At 74.5% G+C, this 19,045-nt stretch carries 20 protein-coding genes and 1 pseudogene; 10 read left to right on the top strand and 11 right to left on the bottom strand.

What is annotated here, in order from left to right:
• Window positions 1-34: 34 nt before the first annotated feature.
• Window positions 35-340 carry a hypothetical protein gene (locus tag ACWGB8_RS32885; protein ID WP_452217297.1) on the bottom strand — a complete coding sequence of 102 codons (306 nt, stop codon included), beginning with the start codon at window positions 338-340 and terminating at the stop codon, window positions 35-37.
• Window positions 341-778: 438 nt separating this feature from the next.
• Between ACWGB8_RS32885 and ACWGB8_RS32890 the strand changes: the two genes are divergently transcribed.
• Window positions 779-1,666 carry a 4Fe-4S domain-containing protein gene (locus ACWGB8_RS32890; RefSeq protein ID WP_452217298.1) on the top strand — a complete coding sequence of 296 codons (888 nt, stop codon included), beginning with the start codon at window positions 779-781 and terminating at the stop codon, window positions 1,664-1,666.
• A 58-nt stretch (window positions 1,667-1,724) separates the two neighbouring features.
• On the opposite strand, the gene ACWGB8_RS32895 is transcribed toward ACWGB8_RS32890, so the two are convergent.
• The 4 genes from ACWGB8_RS32895 to ACWGB8_RS32910 all read right to left on the bottom strand — a co-directional run bounded on the left by ACWGB8_RS32895 (window position 1,725) and on the right by ACWGB8_RS32910 (window position 5,633).
• Window positions 1,725-2,807, bottom strand: a complete 1,083-nt coding sequence (locus tag ACWGB8_RS32895) for a hypothetical protein (RefSeq protein WP_452217299.1) — start codon at window positions 2,805-2,807, stop codon at window positions 1,725-1,727.
• Window position 2,808: 1 nt separating this feature from the next.
• Window positions 2,809-3,756 (bottom strand): NAD-dependent epimerase/dehydratase family protein, encoded by a 948-nt coding sequence (locus ACWGB8_RS32900; RefSeq protein WP_452217300.1) that lies wholly within the window; start codon window positions 3,754-3,756, stop codon window positions 2,809-2,811.
• 50 nt (window positions 3,757-3,806) lie between these two features.
• A complete protein-coding gene (locus ACWGB8_RS32905) occupies window positions 3,807-4,943 on the bottom strand; it encodes a DegT/DnrJ/EryC1/StrS family aminotransferase (RefSeq protein WP_452217301.1) in 1,137 nt (378 codons plus the stop codon).
• A gap of 276 nt (window positions 4,944-5,219) precedes the next feature.
• The gene (locus tag ACWGB8_RS32910; RefSeq protein ID WP_452217302.1) at window positions 5,220-5,633 is read right to left on the bottom strand and encodes an SAM-dependent methyltransferase; all 414 of its coding nucleotides are present in this window, start codon (window positions 5,631-5,633) and stop codon (window positions 5,220-5,222) included.
• Here ACWGB8_RS32910 and ACWGB8_RS32915 point away from each other — a divergent pair.
• Together ACWGB8_RS32915 and ACWGB8_RS32920 are read left to right on the top strand one after the other, a co-directional pair.
• Entirely contained in the window at window positions 5,614-5,970 is a 357-nt protein-coding gene (locus ACWGB8_RS32915; protein ID WP_452217303.1) for a PRC-barrel domain-containing protein, read from the top strand. The genes ACWGB8_RS32910 and ACWGB8_RS32915 overlap by 20 nt on opposite strands.
• 95 nt (window positions 5,971-6,065) lie before the next feature.
• The gene (locus ACWGB8_RS32920) at window positions 6,066-6,332 is read left to right on the top strand and encodes a metal-sensitive transcriptional regulator (protein ID WP_452217304.1); all 267 of its coding nucleotides are present in this window, start codon (window positions 6,066-6,068) and stop codon (window positions 6,330-6,332) included.
• A 76-nt stretch (window positions 6,333-6,408) separates the two neighbouring features.
• Here the strand turns inward: ACWGB8_RS32920 and ACWGB8_RS32925 are convergent, their stop codons facing one another.
• A complete protein-coding gene (locus ACWGB8_RS32925) occupies window positions 6,409-7,221 on the bottom strand; it encodes an arylamine N-acetyltransferase family protein (RefSeq protein ID WP_452217305.1) in 813 nt (270 codons plus the stop codon).
• A 233-nt stretch (window positions 7,222-7,454) separates the two neighbouring features.
• On the opposite strand from ACWGB8_RS32925, the gene ACWGB8_RS32930 reads away from it, so the two are divergent.
• The 3 genes from ACWGB8_RS32930 to ACWGB8_RS32940 all read left to right on the top strand — a co-directional run bounded on the left by ACWGB8_RS32930 (window position 7,455) and on the right by ACWGB8_RS32940 (window position 10,190).
• Window positions 7,455-7,946 carry a VOC family protein gene (locus tag ACWGB8_RS32930; protein WP_452217306.1) on the top strand — a complete coding sequence of 164 codons (492 nt, stop codon included), beginning with the start codon at window positions 7,455-7,457 and terminating at the stop codon, window positions 7,944-7,946.
• An 82-nt stretch (window positions 7,947-8,028) separates the two neighbouring features.
• On the top strand, window positions 8,029-8,643 hold the full coding sequence (locus ACWGB8_RS32935) for a TetR/AcrR family transcriptional regulator (RefSeq protein ID WP_452217307.1): 615 nt from the start codon (window positions 8,029-8,031) through the stop codon (window positions 8,641-8,643).
• A 137-nt stretch (window positions 8,644-8,780) separates the two neighbouring features.
• The gene (locus tag ACWGB8_RS32940) at window positions 8,781-10,190 is read left to right on the top strand and encodes an MFS transporter (RefSeq protein WP_452217315.1); all 1,410 of its coding nucleotides are present in this window, start codon (window positions 8,781-8,783) and stop codon (window positions 10,188-10,190) included.
• Here the strand turns inward: ACWGB8_RS32940 and ACWGB8_RS32945 are convergent.
• The 3 genes from ACWGB8_RS32945 to ACWGB8_RS32955 form a co-directional block, all read right to left on the bottom strand.
• Window positions 10,108-10,839, bottom strand: a complete 732-nt coding sequence (locus tag ACWGB8_RS32945) for a polyprenol monophosphomannose synthase (RefSeq protein ID WP_452217308.1) — start codon at window positions 10,837-10,839, stop codon at window positions 10,108-10,110. The genes ACWGB8_RS32940 and ACWGB8_RS32945 overlap by 83 nt on opposite strands.
• A gap of 191 nt (window positions 10,840-11,030) precedes the next feature.
• Complete coding sequence (locus ACWGB8_RS32950) at window positions 11,031-11,300, bottom strand: GlsB/YeaQ/YmgE family stress response membrane protein (RefSeq protein WP_452217309.1); 270 nt, start codon at window positions 11,298-11,300, stop codon at window positions 11,031-11,033.
• Window positions 11,301-11,496: 196 nt separating this feature from the next.
• Window positions 11,497-12,462, bottom strand: a complete 966-nt coding sequence (locus ACWGB8_RS32955; RefSeq protein ID WP_452217310.1) for a DNA/RNA non-specific endonuclease — start codon at window positions 12,460-12,462, stop codon at window positions 11,497-11,499.
• Between the two features lie 369 nt (window positions 12,463-12,831).
• On the opposite strand from ACWGB8_RS32955, the gene ACWGB8_RS32960 reads away from it, so the two are divergent.
• The 4 genes and pseudogenes from ACWGB8_RS32960 to ACWGB8_RS32975 form a co-directional block, all read left to right on the top strand.
• On the top strand, window positions 12,832-12,990 hold the full coding sequence (locus ACWGB8_RS32960; protein ID WP_452217316.1) for a hypothetical protein: 159 nt from the start codon (window positions 12,832-12,834) through the stop codon (window positions 12,988-12,990).
• 209 nt (window positions 12,991-13,199) lie between these two features.
• Window positions 13,200-13,769, top strand: coding sequence for a TetR/AcrR family transcriptional regulator (locus tag ACWGB8_RS32965; RefSeq protein WP_452217311.1), 570 nt, complete (start codon window positions 13,200-13,202; stop codon window positions 13,767-13,769).
• A gap of 9 nt (window positions 13,770-13,778) precedes the next feature.
• The gene (locus tag ACWGB8_RS32970; RefSeq protein ID WP_452217312.1) at window positions 13,779-14,135 is read left to right on the top strand and encodes a hypothetical protein; all 357 of its coding nucleotides are present in this window, start codon (window positions 13,779-13,781) and stop codon (window positions 14,133-14,135) included.
• A 106-nt stretch (window positions 14,136-14,241) separates the two neighbouring features.
• A pseudogene (locus ACWGB8_RS32975) lies at window positions 14,242-14,449 on the top strand (carbonic anhydrase); the annotation flags it as partial.
• A gap of 6 nt (window positions 14,450-14,455) precedes the next feature.
• On the opposite strand, the gene ACWGB8_RS32980 reads toward ACWGB8_RS32975, so the two are convergent.
• Together ACWGB8_RS32980 and ACWGB8_RS32985 are read right to left on the bottom strand one after the other, a co-directional pair.
• On the bottom strand, window positions 14,456-17,641 hold the full coding sequence (locus tag ACWGB8_RS32980) for a tetratricopeptide repeat protein (protein ID WP_452217313.1): 3,186 nt from the start codon (window positions 17,639-17,641) through the stop codon (window positions 14,456-14,458).
• Between the two features lie 296 nt (window positions 17,642-17,937).
• Window positions 17,938-18,126 (bottom strand): hypothetical protein, encoded by a 189-nt coding sequence (locus ACWGB8_RS32985; protein ID WP_452217314.1) that lies wholly within the window; start codon window positions 18,124-18,126, stop codon window positions 17,938-17,940.
• Window positions 18,127-19,045: the final 919 nt, after the last annotated feature.

Genomic DNA, 19,045 nt, shown 5'->3' on the forward strand with positions numbered 1-19,045 from the left:
GGCCCGGGCCGACGGGGTCGGCTCGGGCCGGCGGTCAGCCGGTGATCGGGCGCAGCCCGTCGGTGATCAGCGACGCCATGCCGGAGCCCAGGTCGGAGCCCAGGTCGGAGCCCAGGGCGGCGAGCTTCCCGCCGTCGTCTCCGGAGGTTCCGTTGTAGGAGCCGACCGTGGCGTCGTGGCCGGCGTTGATGATGTCGTAGCCGGCGATCTGGTTGCCGCTGCCGACCACCACCACACCGTGGTTGCCACCGGAGACGACGTCCGCGCTCGCGGCGGTCGGCACGGTGGCGATGCCAGCGGCGGCGAGCAGGGTCAGCGTCCAGGCGGTGCGACGGATCATGGGTTTCTCCACTTCTGTCGGTACACATCCCTGATGGGCCACGGCGACAGTAGGCACGCCCCCGGAGCGGCGCGCGGGTTTCCGCCGGTCGGGGGCGTGTCGGGCGACCGGCCGCGGAGCCGCTCGGAAATACCGCCGGAAATCCCGTTTGCGGACACGTCCCGCCGAATTCCGGGCAGCCCCCGGGGGAATTCCAGGAATTCCGTTCGGCGCCGCTCGGAATCCCCCGTCGGCGACCGTTCCGGCGGACCGGTTTCGGGAGGTCGGAGCCGTGCAGATCATCATTCCGGCAGTCTGTCAACCGCGCCTCGAGGGCGGCGAAGATAGGGAATTGCGGCCGAAGTCAACCGCCTTTCCGAAGTGGTTCTCCCGGCGATTCCTGTGATATCCAAGGGGGCGCCAGGAATTCGGCACCCGCCCGCCCGAAGGGATTCCGTCATGACCGACCGACCGGCCGACACCGGATGGCACGTCGACGACCGCTGCACCAACTGCGATGCCGCCCGGCAGCTCGCGCCGGGCCTGGTGGCCGAGGTCGGGGGCCGCTCCGCGGTCGTCCGCCAGCCGCGCACCGAAGCGGAGGAGCGCAGCCTGTACGCCGCGGCCTTCGCCTGCCCCAGCCGCTCGATCCGCCGCGGCGCCCGCGCCCCGCAGCCGGCGCACGACCCCTTCCCGCTGCGCCTCACCGCGGACGTGCTGCTGTGCGGGCACAACTCGCCGCACACCGCGGGCGCCAACTCCTACCTGCTGCGCAGGCCGGGCGGGGACCTGATGATGGTCGACACCCCGCGCTGGAGCGCCGAGCTGGCCGCGACGTACCTGGCGCTCGGGCCGGTCACCGACGTGCTGCTGACCCACCGGGACCACGCCGCGCACGGCCGCGCGTACGCCGACCGCTTCGGCGCCCGCCTCTGGATCCACGAGGGGGACCTCGCCGCGGCCCCCGACGCCGACCGCGTCCTGCGGGGCACCGGGCCGACCGTGATCGCCGAGGGTGTCACCGCGTACCCGCTGCCCGGGCACACCGAGGGCAGCGTGCTGTACCTGGCCGACGACGCCCACTGCTTCAGCGGGGACAGCTTCTACTGGTCCAGGGCCGCCGACGACCTCGCGATCGCCGAGTCGGTCACCTGGTACTCCGTCGCCGAGCTGGCCGCCGCACTGGCCCGGACGGCGCCGCTGCTGCGCTTCGGCCTCCTGCTGCCCGGCCACGGCGACCGCAAGCGGCTGCCCGCCGCGGAGTTCGCCCGCCGGATGCACGCGCTGGCCGTCCGCACGGCGGAGTTGCGGCCCCGACCGATCGACTTCACCGCGGTGCGCTGGTGAGCGGTGCTCCGGCGAGCGGTGCTCCGGTGAGCGGCCCGCCGCCGGCCCGCCGCGCCGGTCAGAGCGCCACGCCCACCCCGGCGAGCGCGGCGGTCAGCGCGGTGGGCCAGGCGGCCGGGTCGGCGGAGCGGGACGGCGCCGGGGCCGGGCGTTCGAGGGCGGCGAGCGCGCAGCGGACGAGCCCCGCGGGCCGGGCGGAGGCAACGTCGGCGTGGCCGAGCTCCAGTTCGTGCTGGAGGTTGTCGCGGCCGTGGCCCTGGACGGTGTCGAGCAGCAGCAGCCGGCGGCCGACCGCGCGGGCCTCGCTGCAGGTGTCGCCGGAGGTCGTGACGACCAGGTCGGCGGCGGCCATCAGGTCGGGCACCCGGTCGGAGTAGCCGAAGGGGTGCAGCCGGGGGCGGTGGCGGGCGGCGCCGCGCAGCCGCTGCTCCAGCCGCCGGTTGCGGCCCGCCACAGCGAGGACGTGCACCCCGGCGTCGGCCAGCGCGGCGGCGCTGCGGGCGACCGGGCCGAGCCCCCAGGCCCCGGACATCAGCAGCACGCAGCGGGCGCCGGCGGGGACGCCGAGGGCGGCGCGGGCCCCGGTGCGGTCCGGCGGGCGGTGGAAACCGGCGCGCAGCGGGACGGGCAGCACGGCGATCGGCGCGTCGGGCCGGTAGCGGCGCACCGCGCAGGCGGCCACCTCCGAGGTGACCAGGAAGAGGTCGGTGCCGTCCTGCACCCAGAGCCGGTGCGGGGTGGCGTCGGTGCAGAGCACCAGGTGCCGGAAGGAACCGTCGTGCAGCCGGTTGACCGCGGAGGTGGCGGTGGCGAAGACCGACACCACCAGCTCGGGCCGCTGCCGGGCGACCACCTCCCGCAGCGGCGGGACCAGCCGGGCCCGGGCGGCGGAGTCGGCGAGCAGCGCGATCCCGGCGCCGGGGCGCAGCGCCGAGAAGTGGAAGGCGTCGTACACCCCGGGCAGGTCGAGCATCCGCCGGAACACCGCCTCGCCGGCCGCCCCGGCCCGGTCGCCGAGCAGCGCCATGGCGTCCACGGTTTCGCTGGTCCAGCCCGCGGCGTGCAGGGTGTCGGCGCACGCCTGGGCCATGACGTCGTGGCCCTGGCCGATCGAGCCGGAGACCAGCAGGGCGTGCGGCATCTCAGCGCACCGGACCGGCGGCCCGGGCGTCGTCGCGGTACCAGTCGGCGTAGCGCCGCACGCCGTCGGTGAAGCTGGTGCGCGGCGACCAGCCGAGCAGCCGCTTGGCCTGGGCCGCGGAGATCCGGCGGCCCGCGTAGTCGGCGGTGCGGGCCGGGACGTGCTCGATGGCGACCGGGCCGAGCAGCCGGTCGACGGTGTCGGCGATCTCGCGGACGGAGACCGGCGTCGAGCCCTCCAGGGCGAAGGTCTGGTCCTCGGCGGCGGGGGAGAGCGCCCGGACGTGGGCGTCGGCCAGGTCCTCCACGTACACGAAGCTGCGGCTCTGCCGGCCGTCGCCGGCGATGGTGATCGGCCGGCCGGTCAGGGCGGCCTGGACGAAGCGGGCGACGACCAGCTCGTCGCGCATCCGCGGTCCGTACGGGATGCCGTACCGGAGGATGGTGAAGTGCTGCCCGTACAGCTCGCGGTAGCTGTGCACCAGCATCTCGGCGGCGAGCTTGGTGGCCACGTAGAGGTGGCCGCTGCGGTCGAGCTCGATCGGGGCGTGCTCGTCGAGCTCCTGCTCCTCGCCGTCGGGGGTGGGTTCGGCGGGCGCGGCGCCGTAGACCCAGACGGTGCTGGCGAGCACGGTGCGGCTGAGCCCGCTGCGCCGGGCGGCCTCCAGGACGGCCTCGGTGCCGTCGATGTTGGTGCGCACGGCCCGGACGGGGTCGGCGCTGACCCGCTCCACGTCGGCCATCGCGGCGAGGTGGAAGACGACCTCGCTGCCCGCGAGGGCGTGGCTCAGCCCGGGCAGGTCGAGGACGTCGATGCGGGCGTGCTCGGCGTCCGGGTTGAGGTACTTGTCGGTGGTGTCGACAACCAGCACGTCATGCCCGGCGGACACCAGCCGGTCCACGACGTGCGATCCGATGAAACCGCAGCCTCCGGTGACGGCTACTCGCACGTTCTCGCTCCTTCGCTCCGGGCGCCGGCGGCGGGCCGGCGCCCGCCGGGTCAGCCGGCCGCCCGCCGGTGGACGGCGGTGACGGCCTCGATCACCAGGTCGGTCTCGTCCTCGGTCATGTCGGAGTGCACGGGCAGGCAGATCTGCCGTGCGCAGACGTCCTCCGCGACCGGCAGCGGTGCGCCCCGGTGGGGGCCGAACACCGGCTGGAGGTGCAGCGGCAGGTCGTACACCTCGCCGGAGAGCCGCACGCCGTACTCCTCGGCGACCGCCCGCTTGAACCGCGCCCGGTCGACGCCGGGGGGCAGCAGGGCGACGTACTTGTAGTAGTTGCTGCGACTGCCGGGCGGTTCGGTGACCGGGGTGAGGCCGTCGAGCCCGGCGAGCGCGGTGTCGTACCGCTGGGCGACCCGGCGGCGGGTCTCCACGAACTCCTTCAGCCGCCGCAGGTGTACGGCGCCGACGACCGCGTTCAGCTCGCTCAGCCGCCAGGAGGCGCCCTCGCGCACGTGGTGGTTGGTGGTGAACGAGCCCTTGCCCTGGTCGCGGTGGATCCGGGCCTCGTCGCGCAGCTCGGCCGAGCCGGTGAGCACCATGCCGCCCTCGCCGCTGGTGACCACCTTGGTGGGGTAGAAGGAGAAGGCGCCGGCGAGTCCGAAGGTGCCGGCCGCGCGGCCCCCGAAGGTGCTGCCGTGCGCGTGCGCGGCGTCCTCGACCAGCGGGATGCCCCGGGCGTCGCACAGGGCCCGGAGGGCGTCCACCGCCGGGGTGATCAGCCCGCCGATGTGCACCAGCACGACGGCGGCGGTGTCGGGGGTGAGCGCCGCCTCGACGCTCTCGGGGCTCAGCGCCAGGGTCGTCGGGTCCACGTCGGCGAGGACGGGCCGGGCGCCGGCGTGCAGGACGGCGCCGGCGGTCGCGTAGAAGGTGACGGCGGGCACCACCACGTCGCGGCCCTTCACCCCGATCCCGCGCAGCACGATCTCCAGCGCCGCCGTGCCGCTGGCCACGGCCACCGCGTGCTCGGCACCGTGCTCGGCGGCGAACGCCTGCTCGAAGCGCTCCGTCCACGGGCCGAGGGTCAGCGCCCCGGTGGCGAGGATCTCGGTGACGGCGTCCGCGACGGCCGCACGGTCGCTCTCGTCGAACACGACGCGTGCGGCGGGGACCCTGGGTGGAACCGCCATGTGGCACCTCCGGCAGCAAGGGACCGGGGTCGGGCCCGGTCGTCCGGTCGTGGGGGAGCGCCGACCCGGATCTCCGGGTCGGCCAGGCCCTCACGCTACTTCGCCCGCCCGGGACCGGCCCGCCGCCGGAGCCCGTCCGGGGCCGTCCGTGCGGCGCCCGCCCCCGCCGCCGCACGGCTGCGCCCGGACCGGACCCGCCCGCGCGGCCCGCCGCGCACACGACGGCCCGACTGGGCCGGCCGGGTGATCGCCCGGGGCTGCGCCCGGCGTGCTCCCCTACGGCTTGCGGGCGATCGCGCCGTACATGCTGACCCGGTCCGCGCCCGGGGCCGGGGTCGCGTCGGGGCGCCGGAGCGGGACGGTGACGACGCCGGGCTCCAGCACGTCGAGGCCGGTGAGGAAGGCGCCGACCTGCTCCCGGGTGCGGCCGACCAGCGGGGCGGTGGCCCGGCTGTGGACGCCTGTGACGCGGTCCCGGACCTCGGCGGGGATGAAGCCGGCGGTGCCGTGCGAGAGGACCAGGTGGCTGCCGGGCGCGAGGGCGTCGAGCAGGGTCCGCAGCACGGCAGGCGCCGCGCGGCGGCCCGGCGCAGGATGGAGGGATGGGGGGAGGACGGCAGGCCCGGGCCGCGCAGGCCCGGGCTCCGCAGGACCGCCAACGGAGGTCGCGGTGATCGGTTCGGCTGACATCAGGGAGTGGCGCGGGAACGCCGTGCTCGACGAGAAGGGCCGCAAGATCGGCACGCTGGAGTCGGTGTACGTGGAGACCGCCAGCGACGAGCCCTGCTTCGCCACGGTCACGGTCGGGATGCCGACCCGCAAGCGCCTGGTCTTCGTCCCCCTGGACGGGGCGGTGGTGGGGCCCGCGTACGTCCGGGTGCCGTTCTCGCGCAACCAGGTCAAGCAGGCGCCCTCGATCGGCACCGACGACGTCCTGCCGGCCGCCGACGAGCCCGCGGTCTTCGCCCACTACGAGCTCGCCTACGTCTCGGGCGCGGGCGGCGAACGGCGCCTGGCCCGCCGCTGAGACCCCGGGCCGGCCGCACCGGCCGCCGATCCCGGCCCGCGCATACCCCGAGGGGTACACTCGGCGGGACGATCCCCGTGCGGAGGTGGCCGGACATGCAGGTCGACGACGAAGCGGTCGGTGCCGTACTGAACCGGTTGCGCCGCGCGCAGGGGCAACTCGCCGGGGTGATCGCGATGATCGAGGCGGGCCGGGACTGCAAGGACGTGGTCACCCAGCTGGCGGCCGTCTCCCGCGCGCTCGACCGTGCCGGCTTCAAGATCGTGGCGAGCGGTATGCGCCAGTGCATGGCCGCCGCGGACGGCGACGCGCCGCCGATGAGCGAGGCGGAGCTGGAGAAGCTCTTCCTCACCCTCGCCTGAGCCCGCGCCCGAATCTACGCCCGGGCTGTCGGCCCGCCCCCACGCGCTCCGGCGCCGGGGGCGGCCGTCCCCCGGATCAGAACGGCAGCTTCTCCAGCGCGATGCCGAACTCCGTCCGGTACGCCGCCAGGGCCGCCGCCTCGTCCAGCGGCTCCTCGGTGCGCCCGCCGTCGGCCGTGGTGCGGACCAGCTTGGTGCCGTTCCTGCTGCCGTTGATGGTGACCCGCCCCTCGGGGGTGAGCAGCGAGCAGGTCGTCCCGCGGGCGAACGGGGACGCCGGCGAGGTGGACTGGTACCAGCTGGTCGGGACGAAGTCCTTCAGCGCGTAGGGTCGTTGGTCGAGCCGGTACTGCAGCTCGCCGTTCATCACGATGTCGAGGTCGGCCGGGCCGTCCGCCCCGCCGTGCGGGACGAGGGTGAACACCCCGGCGCCGTCGGACTGTTCGCCGCGCTTGTCCAGGCGCAGCGGCGCCTGGCTGAACCGGCCGAAGCCGACGTCGACCAGCCACGGCTCGTCCAGGTCGACCCGTACGGCCGCATGGTCGAACGGCGGGCCGAGGACCCCGCGGTCGCTGACCCGGGCCGACAGCAGAGTGACCCGGTAGCCGAGCGCGTGCAGCAACTCGGCGAAAAGGCCGTTGAGTTCGTAGCAGAAGCCGCCGCGGCGGCGGGTGACCACCTTGTCGAAGAGCGCGGCCGGATCCAGCACGATCGGCTCGCCGAGATGGATGCTCAGGTTCTCGAAGGGCACCGCGTGGAGGTGCGCGCGCTGCAGGGCGGCGAGCCCGGCGAGGTCCGCACGGGGCGGGCGGGTGAGGCCGATCCGGGCGAGGTAGGCGTCGACCTGGGTGTCGTCGAACGCGCCGGGCGAAGTCGTTTGAAGATCCACCACCTCATTCCAACCGCTCGACGGGTATCCCGGCCATCGGTCGATGGACCTAGGTCCGAGGCCCGGCTCGCTGCCCGGCTCCTGCCTGCGCGTCGGCCGGCGCCCTTCCGGCGCCCCGTCCACCCCCCGCCGGCGCCCCGTCGGCCCCGGCCGGTGCGCGGACGGCCCCGAACCGGTGAACCCGCTGCCGTGGCGCGGCCGGTCGGCGGGGCCGCGGGGCTAGCGTCGGGCGCATGCCGAACACACCGCACAAGCAGAAGATCACCACCTTCCTCTGGTTCGACGACCAGGCGGAGGAGGCGGCCCGCTTCTACACCTCGGTCTTCCCGGACTCCCGGATCGTGGACGTGGCCCACTACAGCGAGGTGGGACCGGGCGTGCCCGGCACCGTGATGACCGTCGACTACGAGCTCTCCGGGCAGCGCTTCACCGCCCTCAACGGCGGCCCGCTCTTCACCTTCACCGAGGCGATCTCGCTCCAGGTGGACTGCGACGACCAGGCCGAGGTCGACTACTACTGGACGCGGCTGACCGAGGGCGGCGAGGGCGGCCAGTGCGGTTGGCTCAAGGACCGCTACGGCCTCTCCTGGCAGATCGTGCCCCGTCTGTTGATGGAGCTGGCCGCAGATCCGGACCGCACCCGGGCGGACCGGGTGATCACCGCGATGCTCCGAATGGGCAAGCTCGACATCCAGGGCCTGGTCGACGCGCACGAGGGCCGCTGACGCCCCGCCCCCCGACGCGCAGCGGGCTGCGCTCCCCCGAGTCGTGTAGACAGTGTCTACGGGCACCTGGTAGACACTGTCCATGCCTGTACCGTCCATGCCTGACCACCAGAACGAGCCGAGCCCGCTCCGGGAGCGGTTGATCGACGCCGGTGTCGAACTCGTCCACGCCGAGGGCGCCGGGGCCCTGGGCCTGCGCGAGATCGCCCGCCGGGCCGGCGTCTCGCACGGGGCCCCGCGCCGCTACTTCCCCACCCACCAGGACCTGCTGGCCGCCATCGCCCGGCGCGGCTTCGCGGAACTCGCCGCCCGCTTCGCCGCCGCCACCGACGGCATCGAGGCGCCCCGCGAGCGGCTGCGCGCCCTCTGCCGGGCCTACCTCGGCTACGCCCTGGAGCACCGGGGCATGTTCGAGCTGATGTTCCGCCACGAACTGCTCGACAGCGAGCGGCACCCCTCCGGGCGGGCCCCGCTGCGCGAGTCCACCCTCCCGCTGTTCGGCGCCGTGGTCGGACTGCTCACCGAGGCCGGGTACGAACGGCCCGAGCTGACCGCCGCCGCGCTCTGGGCCAACCTGCACGGACTCGTCCAGCTGTGGAGCTGGGGCAGCCTGCCACTAGTCCTCGGGGACGGGGGCGAACCGCAGCGGCTCCTCGACGTCGTCCTGGACGCCCACCTGGGGGGCGGTGCGCCGTGATCCGCCGCCGTACTCCCCGTGCTTCCCGTGCTCCGATGCCGCCCGCCGCCCCACCCACCGCCGGGGCCGTCGGGGCCGACGGGGTGGCCGGGGTCGCCCGGCGCCGCCTGGCCCTGCTGGTAAGCGCGGCCGGCGCGATGCTGGTGGCGCTCGACGGCACCGTGCTGATCATCGCCCAGCCCAGTCTGCAGCGGGACCTCGCCGCGACCACCACCCAGGTGCAGTGGACCAGCACCGGCTACCTGCTCGCCGTCGCCGCCCTGCTGGTCGTCGCCGGACGCCTCGGCGACCGGCACGGCCACCGGCGGCTGCTGCTCCTCGGGGTGCTCGGCTTCGCCGCCGCCTCCGCCGGGATCGCGCTCGCCCCGGGCGTCGGCTGGGTGATCGGCCTGCGCGTCCTGCAGGGGGTGTTCGGCGCCCTGTTGCAGCCCGCCACCCTCGCCCTGCTCCGCCAGGCGTACCCGGCGGACCTGATCGGGAGCGCCGTCGCCGTCCGCACCAGTGCGATCGGCCTCTCCGCGGCGGCCGGTCCGCTGCTCGGCGGCATCCTCGTCGACCACCTCGGCTGGCGGGCGGTGTTCGTGCTCAACCTCCCGATCGCCGCGGCCGTCGCGGTGGCCGCCCTCGCCCTCCGGCTGCCCGGTCCGGACCCGTCCGCCGCCCCGCCCGGACCGCGCCGGCTGGACCTGGCCGGCGCCGCCCTGCTCGCCACCGCCCTCGCCCTGCTGGTGCACACCCTGGCCGGGGTGCCCGAGTACGGCTGGCGCGACCCCCGCACCCTGGGCGGCGCCGCCGGCACGGTGCTGCTCGGTGCGCTCCTGGTCGGCCACGAGTGCCGGACGCCCGACCCGGTGGTGCCCGCCGCGGTGGCCCGCTCGGGGCCGCTGGCCGCCTCGATGGCACTGCTGCTCTGCGCGTCCGGCGCGCTGTTCGGGGCGCTGTTCGTCGCGACCTTCCGGCTCCAGGACGGTGCCGGGCTCGGTCCGCTGGAGAGCGCCCTGCAGGTGCTGCCGCTGACCGTGCTGATGGTGCTCGCCTCGCCGGTCGCGGCCCGGGCGGTGCGCCGCCTCGGTGCGCGCGCCACCGCGGTGGCGGGGGCCGGGCTGGTGCTGCTCGGTGCCGCGGGCCTGGCCCGGTACGGCGCCGACGCCGGACGGTTCACCGACGGTGCGGTCTTCGCCCTGCTGGGCGCGGGGTTCGCCGCGGTGATGGTGACCGCGACCGGAACAGTGGTCGGCGAGGCCCCGCCCGCCTACGCCGGGGTGGTCGGCGGCCTCAAGCAGACCGCGGTCAACATCGGCCCCACGCTGGGCATCGCGCTCGCGGCCGGCCTCTCCGTCCCCGGCGGACCGCCCTCGCAGGCCGGGATGCTAGGCCCGGTGGCCCTGGCGGCGCTCGGCCTGCTCCCGGCGGCGCTGCTGCCGGGCCGCACCCGGCGCGGTGCCACCGCCGGGGGGACGTCCGCTAATTTGGACCGAACCGCAGCTTCCACGGTGCCAGCGCCGACTCCACCTGCACCGACAGGCTCATCTTCGACGCGCCCGTGACCCGCTCCTCGAAGCGGATCGGCACCTCGACGATCCGCATCCCGCGGCTGACGGTGCGGTAGTTCATCTCGACCTGGAACGAGTAGCCGTTGCTGTGCACCGACGGGAGGTCGATCGCGCGCAGCGTCTCGGCCCGCCAGGCCTTGAAGCCGGCCGTGGCGTCCTTGACGTGCAGGCTCAGCACCGTGTTGACGTAGAAGTTCGCCCAGGCGGACAGCGCCTTGCGGTGCCACGGCCACTCCTCGGCGGTGGAGCCGCCCGGCACGTAGCGGGAGCCGAGGACGACGCCCGAGTCCCCGGCGAGCAGGGTCTCCAGCATCAGCGGGATGACCGGGGCCGGGTGCGACAGGTCGGCGTCCATCTGCACCACGATGTCGGCGCCCTCCTCCAGGGCCCGGGTCATCCCGGCGATGTAGGCGCGCCCCAGGCCGTCCTTCTCGGTGCGGTGCAGCACCCCGATCCGGCCCGGCGCGTCGGCCGCGAGCTTCTCGGCCACCTCGCCCGTCCCGTCCGGCGAGTTGTCGTCGACCACCAGCAGGTGCAGGTTCGGCAGCTCCAGCTCCGCCAGCTGCCCGGCGAGCACGGGGAGGTTCTCCCGCTCGTTGTAGGTGGGTACGACGACAACGACCTTCGGGTCGGCCTCGGCCATGTTCACATCCTCGCGCGATCACCAGGCCCGGACGGGCAGCCCGGTGCCGCTTCGGGGCGGCCGGTTGCCGCGGGACTGCGGTTCCTGTCGGTCGTGCGAGTCTAGAACGTGGCCGCCGCCGTTCACGAACTGCCGTGGCCGGTCGGGCTCCGGTCGCCGCCGGGCGGGCCCGCGGCCGGCCGGACGGGCCGTCAGCGGCTCGGGCGCGATCTCGTCCACATCGGCGCGACGAAGGCCACCAGGGCGACGGCGAAGCCGAGTTGGAGGGCGTGGCGGATCCAGTCGATTCCGCCGGTGTGGCGGACGCCGATCCAGCCGGCGACCGCGTTGCCGAGCCAGGCGCCGAGAGCGCCGAGCAGCATGGTGAGCCACCACGGGATGGCCTGCGGGCCGCGCAGGAGCAGCTTGGCGAGGAGGCCGAGCACCAAGCCGATGAGCAGGATCCAGAGGAGTTGGAACATCGCCTTCGTCCCTTCCGTGGGCCGCGCGGTCTGTCCTCCAGGATCGCGCCATTCGGCCGAAGGGGCACGTCGGAGGCCGTCCGGTCGGTCGTCCGGTCGGTCGGGTCGTCCGGTCGGGCCGCGGTGTGCGGCGGCCCGGAGCGGGCGGCGGAAGGGATCCGTCGCCCGCCCCGGGCCGGGGCGTCGGAGGGCCGGGTCAGGAGCGGTGGTCCAGCACGATGTCGGCGTGGCTGGCCAGCGGCCGCCAGCGCTCCACCGGCGGCTCGACCCCGGGCGCGGCCGGGGCCGGCACCGGCGGCGGGGGCAGCAGGTCGGCCTCCGGCAGCGGGCCGAAGTCCAGCCCGGTGAGCTGCACGACGTCGACCACCGGCACCTGGAAGGTGCGGAACGCGCCGAGCGGCGGCGGCTGGTCGGCCGCCTCGGCGTCGGCCAGCGCGGCGGCGGCGTCCGGCAGGTCGGGGCTCTGGTCGAGGATGTACGCGGTGGAGGCCAGCGCGCCGTCGTGGATGAAGCCGGTCACCTTCCAGAACGACAGGGGGATCTGCACCCCGCGGTAGCGCGGGTCGTCCGGCCGCAGCACCGGGCCGGTGAGCACCACCAGCTTGCGGTCGAACAGCGCGGCGTGGTCCAGCAGGAAGTTCTCCAGCCCCTGCCAGACCTCCTTGCCCTGGTTGAAGGCGGAGTGCTGCGGGGCCGCGTTGGTGAAGTGGAAGGTGTCGGCGTTGGCCGCCTTGACGTCCTTCTCGCCGCCCCAGACCGGGTCCAGCCGGCGTACGAGGTGGCCGCGGTCGAAGTCGTTGTCGACGTACAGCGCGTTGTCGGCCTGGTGCCCGTCCGGCATCCGCGGGTCGAGGCGCCACTGCCCCTCCCGGTCCAGCGCGACCAGCTGCCGGCCGTCGATGGCCACGGCCGTCGAGGCGGCCAGTCGCCGGTCGGGGCGCATCACCACGCTGAAATGGGTGTACGGGAGGGTGACCGTGGTGATGCGGGGGTCGGTCGGCAGGGGCAGCGGGACGACCGGTCCCAGGAAGGCCGGGTCGTATCCGGTGCGCCGGGCGAGGTCGGCGGCACTGGCGGCGTCGGGGGCCGCGTCGGGTGCGGCACCGGGGAGGTAGACGGTCCCGCCGTCGAGGCGGTCGGGGTCGGGGTGAGGGTATGCCATACACCGATGGTCACCACCGTCCCCGGCCCCGTGCCCTCCGGAGCTACGCCGACCGGGGAGGGGCGCACGCCTGGCCTGGTGCGCCCCGCGGGGCGTGGAGTCGGGTCCCTGGTGGCTTCGGTGGCTGCCGGGGCGGGTGAGGTCGCGTCCGGCGGAGTGGTGTATCGACGGCCACTCGGTGATCCTGCTTCAGGCTGGGCGGATAGGGCGGGGGTGGTCTCGTCGGGGGTTCTCCCTTGATCGGGTGGAGGGGCGGCAGGCCGAGGATCTCGGACCCGATGTAGCGGCGCTGCTTGGCCCATTCGTAGTCGTGCCGAACCGTGGGACACCGTCGCCAAGCCCGTCGGCTGGCCGGACAGCAACAGCACCTTGCCATGCGAGCGGGAACAGCTGATGCGCAGCCTCAAGATCAGCGAAGAGGTCGGCGCGAACAGCCAGGCCGTCGCCGGCCTGCTCGCCACCACCCGGCGCAAGGGCCTCACCCGCATCGAGGCCGACGTGCTTCAGCGCATGGGGTGCGGCCGGTAGGGCGGGCGCTCCTCGGTGGCCTGGGGTTCACAGCCCACCCTCGGCGCCGGGAATCGCGTCGAGCCGGCCCGACGAGCAACGTTCTGTCAGGCATTGGCCGGCCGCAATCCCGGCACAACCGTCTGGTGCGGGATCGCCGAGCCCCGGTACGCCAGTTTTAAGAACGAACGTTCTTGACTGACCGTTCTTGAACTCGTATGGTCGACGGCATGGGAAGACCACGAGCCTTCGACGAAGGCGAGGCCGTTCAGGCGGCAGCTCGGCTGTTCGCCGCCCGGGGTTACGAGGGAACCTCGGTGGATGATCTGGTCACGGGTATCGGCGTGCACCGGGGCAGCCTCTACAAGGTGTTCGGCAGCAAACGCGGCCTCTATCTCGCCGCACTGCGCCACCACCTCGACCAGGAGATCCTGCCGCTCGCGGCTGCCCTGGCCACCGCATCCGACCTGCCGGGCGTACTTGTCCGTGCCGCCGCCTGCTACGACGGCGGGCCGGCCGCGGGGCTGCTGCTGCTCGCGGCCGCCGAACAGGCCCCGGCGGACCCGGAGGTCGCCGCCCTGGTCGAGGAGGGGCTCCGGGCGCTCGACCGGGCGATCGGTGAGGTCCTCACGACCGCGCACTCCGCGCCTGCAGAAGCTGACGGTCTGGCACGCGTGCTCGCCTCGACCGTTGTCGGGGTCCGTCTGAGGACTCGGGCAGGCGCCGGCGCGCCCACCCCTGCAGCGCTGCTGACGCTCGCCGGACAACTGAACAATCCTGCCGATTCCACCAAGAACTGAGGAGCACCTGTGGCCAGCATCGCCGTCACCGACGAGAGCCTCGTCGTCGAGATCGAGGGTCTCGACAAGCTGTGGGCGTTCAAGAGCCGGATAGAGATCCCGCTCGGCAACGTCCGGGGAGCGACGCTCGACCCCGGAATCGTGCGCGAACCCAAGGGGCTCCGGATGGGTGGTACGCACTTCCCCGGACTGATCACAGCCGGCACCTTTCGATCCGGGGGAGAGTGGGTCTTCTGGGACGTCAAGGACCCCGCGAAGGCGGTCGTGATCGAGCTCGCCGACGAGCGGTACAGCCGCCTGGTCGTCGAGGTCTCCGACCCGCGCACCGCAGTGGGCCTCATCGAGGCGGCCAAGCGCGCGGCCTGATGCGAGCACCGATCCCCGCCCGGGGGCCGGGCCCCGGGGAATCAGGCGCGGGCGTGCTCGACCAGCGTGATCCTGTTTGCAGGACGGCAGTTGGACCTGGTGCGAGCTCCGCGGCATCGAGTACGGCGTAGCGTGCTCGGCAGCCCCCTCGTGGTGGCCTGGGCCACGACTCCTGCGGCGCCGTCGCGGCCACCCGCAGCGCGGTGGAGGGCGGCACCACCGCGGGCGGCTTCGTGCGGGACGTGATCGAGCGCGTCACCCCGAGCGTGCTCGGCGCCCGGGCCGCCGGCCGCACCGACGACGAGATCTTCATCGACACGTCACGACCCACCCCTGCTGGGCCCGGCCCCGGTGCTCCCGCTACCGGCCCCGGTGTCGCCGCCCGTGCTGTCTCCGTCGCTACGGGCCGGTTTCGGCGCCGATGCCGCTGCGCCGGCGGCGAGCAGGGCGCGCCGGCGGTACTCGGCCGCAGCCTCACGTTGACCGTCGGCCTTGAGCGTGTCGGCGGCCAGCCGGTAAGCGGCGGCGAGGGCGGGCCCATACGTGCCCGGGTTCTCATCGAGGTGGGGGCCGACCGCCTGGGCTGCCTCGGCGGCGTCCCGCCACGCTCCCGCCACATCCCCGGGCAGCAGGGAACGCCCCCGCTCGACCAGTACCACCGACAACCCCACCCGCGAATGTGCCGTGACCGGATGAGCGTCCCCCAGCACCCGCGCCCGGCCTCCCACCACTGACCGCAGCAACGCGATGGCCTCCGCGGTGCGTCCGGCCTCCCGGTAGGAGGCCGCGAGGTTGCCGCGCGCGGTGAGGGTGTTGGGGTGGTGGGTACCCAGCAGACGCTCGGCGTCGGCGAGGACCTGCTCCTGCAGCAAGAAGGCCTCGCTGGTGCGCCCGGCCTGGTGATAGGACGCGGCGAGGCCGTTGCGAGCGTTGAGAGTCTCGGGGTGGTCGGTGCCGATGATGCGTTCGCGGTCGGCGAGGACCTCCTCCTGCAGCGCGATGGCCTCAGTGGTGCGTCCGGCCTCCCGGTAGGACGCGGCGAGGCTGCCGCGCGCGGTGATCGTGTCGGGGTGGTCGGTGCCGATGATGCGTTCGCGGTCGGCGAGGACCTGCTCCTCCAAGGCGATGGCCTCAGTGGTGCGTCCGGCCTCCCGGTAGGACGCGGCGAGGTTGTGGCGGGTGCTGAGGGTGTCGGGGTGGTGGGTGCCGAGGATGCGTTCGCGGTCGGCGAGCACCTGCTCCTGCAGCGCGATGGCCTCAGTGGTGCGTCCGGCCTCCCGGTAGGACGCGGCGAGGCTGGCGCGCGCGTTGAGGGTGTCGGGGTGATGGGCGCCGAGAACACGCTCGGCGTCGGCGAGGACCTGCCCCTGCAGCACGATGGCCTCCGCGGTGCGTCCGGCCTCCCGGTAGGAGGCGGCGAGGTTGCCGCGCGCGGTGAGGGTGTTGGGGTGGTGGGTACCCAGCAGACGCTCGGCGTCGGCGAGGACCTGCTCCTGCAGCAAGACGGCCTCCGCGGTGCGTCCGGCCTGCCAATAGGACGCGGCGAGGTTGCCGCGCGCGGTGAGGGTGTCGGGGTGGTCGGTGCCGAGAACACGCTCGGCGTCGGAGACGACCTCCTCCAGCAGCGCGATGGCCTCCGCGGTGCGTCCGGCCTGCCAATAGGACGAGGCGAGGTTGTCGCGCGTGGTGAGGATGTAGGGGTGATCGGGGCTGAGAAGGCGCTCGGCATCAGCGGCAAGCTGGTGCCAGTACCGGACGGCGGCATGGTTGAGGCCGGCATGGAGCAGACCGAGGCCGGCGCGCCGGAGGGCTGGGTGGGCGCCGGTGTCCGGGTACCAGAAAGCATCCGGGTCGTGTGCGCTGAGGAGGTCGGTGTTGGTGCGCAGGACGGTGGCGAGGTCGCGGTCGTGGTGGTCTTCCTTCGGCCAGGCATGGTGGAGGGCATGTCCGGCGGCCTGGAGAAGGGTGGTGCGGCGCGACAGGCAGGGGGTGCTGTCGCGAACCGCGTGCTGGACGAGGCGGTGGATGCGCACCGTCCCCCACCTGCCGGCTGAGCCGATCCGGCCCGGCGCCCCACCGCTCGTGTCCCTGGTGTCCTGTTCGGGGTCAACGGGGGTCGGGGCGTGGTCGAGGAGGTTGAGGCGATGCAGGACGGCCAGCGCGTCTTCGACGTCCACCTCGTCGACCGGCACGATCTCGCCCTCGTCCCCGCTCTCCGTGCCCGCCTGTCCGTCCGATGCGGTGACCGGCTGCAATCCGCCGTCGGCTCCACCTGTCACCGGCCGCCCGGCCCAGGCGAGGTAGACGCGGGCGGCGTGGGTCATGAGGACCAGGTCGGGGATCCGGTCGGGATCGAGGACGGCTGCGAGTTCGAGCAGAGGGCGGGCGAGGCCCGGGGGGTGCTGGTCGTCGGCTTGTTCGATGGACAGGTCCCACAGGGCGGCGACGGTGCGCTGCTGCTGGTCCGGCAGGCCGCCGATGTCGGGCAGGCTGCGCTCCAGCCGGCGGGCTCGGTCGGCGAGGAGTGCGCGGTAGCGGGCGATGGTGCGGGGGGTGCCGGCGAGGTAGGCGGCGGCCTGGGCAAGGGCGATCGGCAGATGCCCGAGGTCCGCTGCCAACGCAGCGTACTGCTGGTCGGTGTCGCCGCGGCCGGCGCGTTCGGGCCGGTCCAGGGCCCGGCGCAGGTAGGTAAGGGACTGCTGCGGTGTGTAGACGCCGACGGGCAGCAGGGTGCGGGTGGAGGTGGTCCAGACGGGGTGGCGGCCGCGAGTGGTCACCACCGTCCGGCCCAGCAGGATCTCGGGAGGCCACAAGCCGGTCAGCGCCCCCGGCTCGGCTACGTTGTCCAGCACGATCAGCCACCGGCGCCCGCCGCTGCGCAGCCAGGCCAGGAACCCCGCGGCGGCGTCCTCGGCGTCCGCGGTGTCGTACCGGCCCGGCTCCACAGATCGGGCCGCCTGCGCGTAGGCGGTGGTGACGGCCTCGGGGTGGTCGGCGTTCACCCACACCACCAGATCCACCACCCCCACCGCCCCCACCGCCCCATCGGCCGGGTCCGGACCAGCGGTATCCGTGCGGGCCGGACCACTGTCGGCCCACCCCGCCGCGGCCGCAGCCAGCCCGCCGGCGGTCGACCCCTCCGGCCCCCTACCCGGCACGCTGCCCGGGCCCGGGCCGCCCGATCGGGCCCCGGCTGTCTGCGCACCCTGCGGGTCCTGGGCGGCTGCGGCCTGGGACGCCTGCCAGACCCGGTTGGCGTAGTGGGCGGCGAGCTGGGTCTTGCCGACCCCGCCGGTGCCGGTCACGACCTGCCCGAGCACGGCCGCGCCACCGCCTGCGAGCGCGGCCTGGAGGGTGTCGGCTTCGGGACGGTGCTGGAAGTAACCGGCCGGGTTCGGGATCTGTCCGACCAGCACCGGCCACTCCACCGCACCGGCTGGCGCCCGGTAGACGTTGTTGACGGTCAGGTCCCCGCCGACCGCCGTCGCTCCCGAGGTGGCGGTCACCACTCGCACCGAAGACGGTGCTTCCGCGGCGAGTTCCGCAGGGAGGCAGTCCCCAACGCTGCCGCCCCGTCCGCCGGAGCCCAGGGGCAGGTCTGGCATCGGCGCCGCACGCCCGCCCGGAGACCCGGCTGCAGTGTCCTGGCGCCCGCCCGGGCCGGTGTCCCCCGCACCCTTCACGGCGTTGACATGCGTGCCCGCCGCGCTCCCATCGTCCGGTCCGGTGCCCCCTGTGCATTCCGGTCCGGGGGCGCTGTCGGTCTTCCTCGTCCTCCTGCCCCAGGGCCAGGTGGGCGGAGTCATGACCGGGGCCCGGTCGGGTCGATGCCGTAGGCGTCACCGCCGACGGCGATCGAGCCGGGGCCCTCGGCCCGCACGACGCGCTTCTCGTGGTGGGGCCGGCTGCCGTCGCCGCCCTGGGCGGGCGGCTGCGGTCCCGTGACGGCGAGGTTCCCGCCGACGGAGAAGCCGCCGCCCTCGGCTGTCACCTCCCGTTCCTGCGTGCCACCGGCCCCGTCGGCAGGGGCCCCGGGAGGCGCGGGACTGCTTCCGTCCTGTGCCGCACGGGTTCCGCCGCCCTGCGGGTCAGCCGGGTGTTCCCGCAGCCCTCCGCGGACCGTGAACGCCAGACCCGCCAGCGCGGCGAGAGCCCCGACCACGCTCGCGACCCGGTCGGCGCTCTCCAGATCCACCGCAACCGAGACCACCACCGACCCGGCCCCGGCAGCAGCACACACCCCAGCCACCGCCCACCACACCCGCCGACGCACCCGGCGCACCCCCCAACTCCCCATCGGCACAGCCCACGTGGCCGGAATTGTCCCACCCCCAGAGCCCTCCCGTACGGCCCACGGCACAACAGCGGAACGCTGAGCAAGCTCTTTCGAAGGGGCCGCGGTGATCACCGGGATCGGGCGCTACGGCCCGGGCGGCCATGCCCGCTACGAGCCCTACCCGGCGGATCCGGCCGACTGGGACTCTGCCGGTGACACCCCTCGAACCCGGGGCCGGCCGCACCGCCCGCTGGGACTGGGCGGCCTGGATGTGGTGGGCCAGGAACTGCGTGATCTGCGCGCCGAAACCATACCTCCACCTCCCCGGCGCCCGCCGACGCAACATCCCCCGAACTGCGCACCGTCCTCGCCTCGCCGACCGCCTCGCCCACCAGGAACCGTTCGCCCAGAGGCGGCCAGTTCGGTCGCGGATGACATGAAAGGGCACTGCCCTGGGGGAGTTGGGGGCGGAATGGGTGACGGTGGCTACAAGGTTGACGGTCGATGGGGGAGCGGGGCCACGAGACGGAAGCGGGGCTGGCCGTGCAAGGGCGAGTCGGTCGGCGAGCCCCGGGGTCAGGCCGGATGTCCGGCGTCGATGTCCGCGACATCGCCGAGGCGGAGCGGACCGCGC

This window comes from Kitasatospora sp. NPDC054939 (assembly GCF_053610105.1).

Bases quoted from the DNA above. Each gene is read 5' to 3' on its own strand.
- ACWGB8_RS32885 (WP_452217297.1), bottom strand. From the start codon at position 340: ATGATCCGTCGCACCGCCTGGACGCTGACCCTGCTCGCCGCCGCTGGC.
- ACWGB8_RS32890 (WP_452217298.1), top strand. From the start codon at position 779: ATGACCGACCGACCGGCCGACACCGGATGGCACGTCGACGACCGCTGC.
- ACWGB8_RS32895 (WP_452217299.1), bottom strand. From the start codon at position 2,807: ATGCCGCACGCCCTGCTGGTCTCCGGCTCGATCGGCCAGGGCCACGAC.
- ACWGB8_RS32905 (WP_452217301.1), bottom strand. From the start codon at position 4,943: ATGGCGGTTCCACCCAGGGTCCCCGCCGCACGCGTCGTGTTCGACGAG.
- ACWGB8_RS32910 (WP_452217302.1), bottom strand. From the start codon at position 5,633: ATGTCAGCCGAACCGATCACCGCGACCTCCGTTGGCGGTCCTGCGGAG.
- ACWGB8_RS32920 (WP_452217304.1), top strand. From the start codon at position 6,066: ATGCAGGTCGACGACGAAGCGGTCGGTGCCGTACTGAACCGGTTGCGC.
- ACWGB8_RS32930 (WP_452217306.1), top strand. From the start codon at position 7,455: ATGCCGAACACACCGCACAAGCAGAAGATCACCACCTTCCTCTGGTTC.
- ACWGB8_RS32935 (WP_452217307.1), top strand. From the start codon at position 8,029: ATGCCTGTACCGTCCATGCCTGACCACCAGAACGAGCCGAGCCCGCTC.
- ACWGB8_RS32940 (WP_452217315.1), top strand. From the start codon at position 8,781: ATGCTGGTGGCGCTCGACGGCACCGTGCTGATCATCGCCCAGCCCAGT.
- ACWGB8_RS32945 (WP_452217308.1), bottom strand. From the start codon at position 10,839: ATGGCCGAGGCCGACCCGAAGGTCGTTGTCGTCGTACCCACCTACAAC.
- ACWGB8_RS32950 (WP_452217309.1), bottom strand. From the start codon at position 11,300: ATGTTCCAACTCCTCTGGATCCTGCTCATCGGCTTGGTGCTCGGCCTC.
- ACWGB8_RS32955 (WP_452217310.1), bottom strand. From the start codon at position 12,462: ATGGCATACCCTCACCCCGACCCCGACCGCCTCGACGGCGGGACCGTC.
- ACWGB8_RS32965 (WP_452217311.1), top strand. From the start codon at position 13,200: ATGGGAAGACCACGAGCCTTCGACGAAGGCGAGGCCGTTCAGGCGGCA.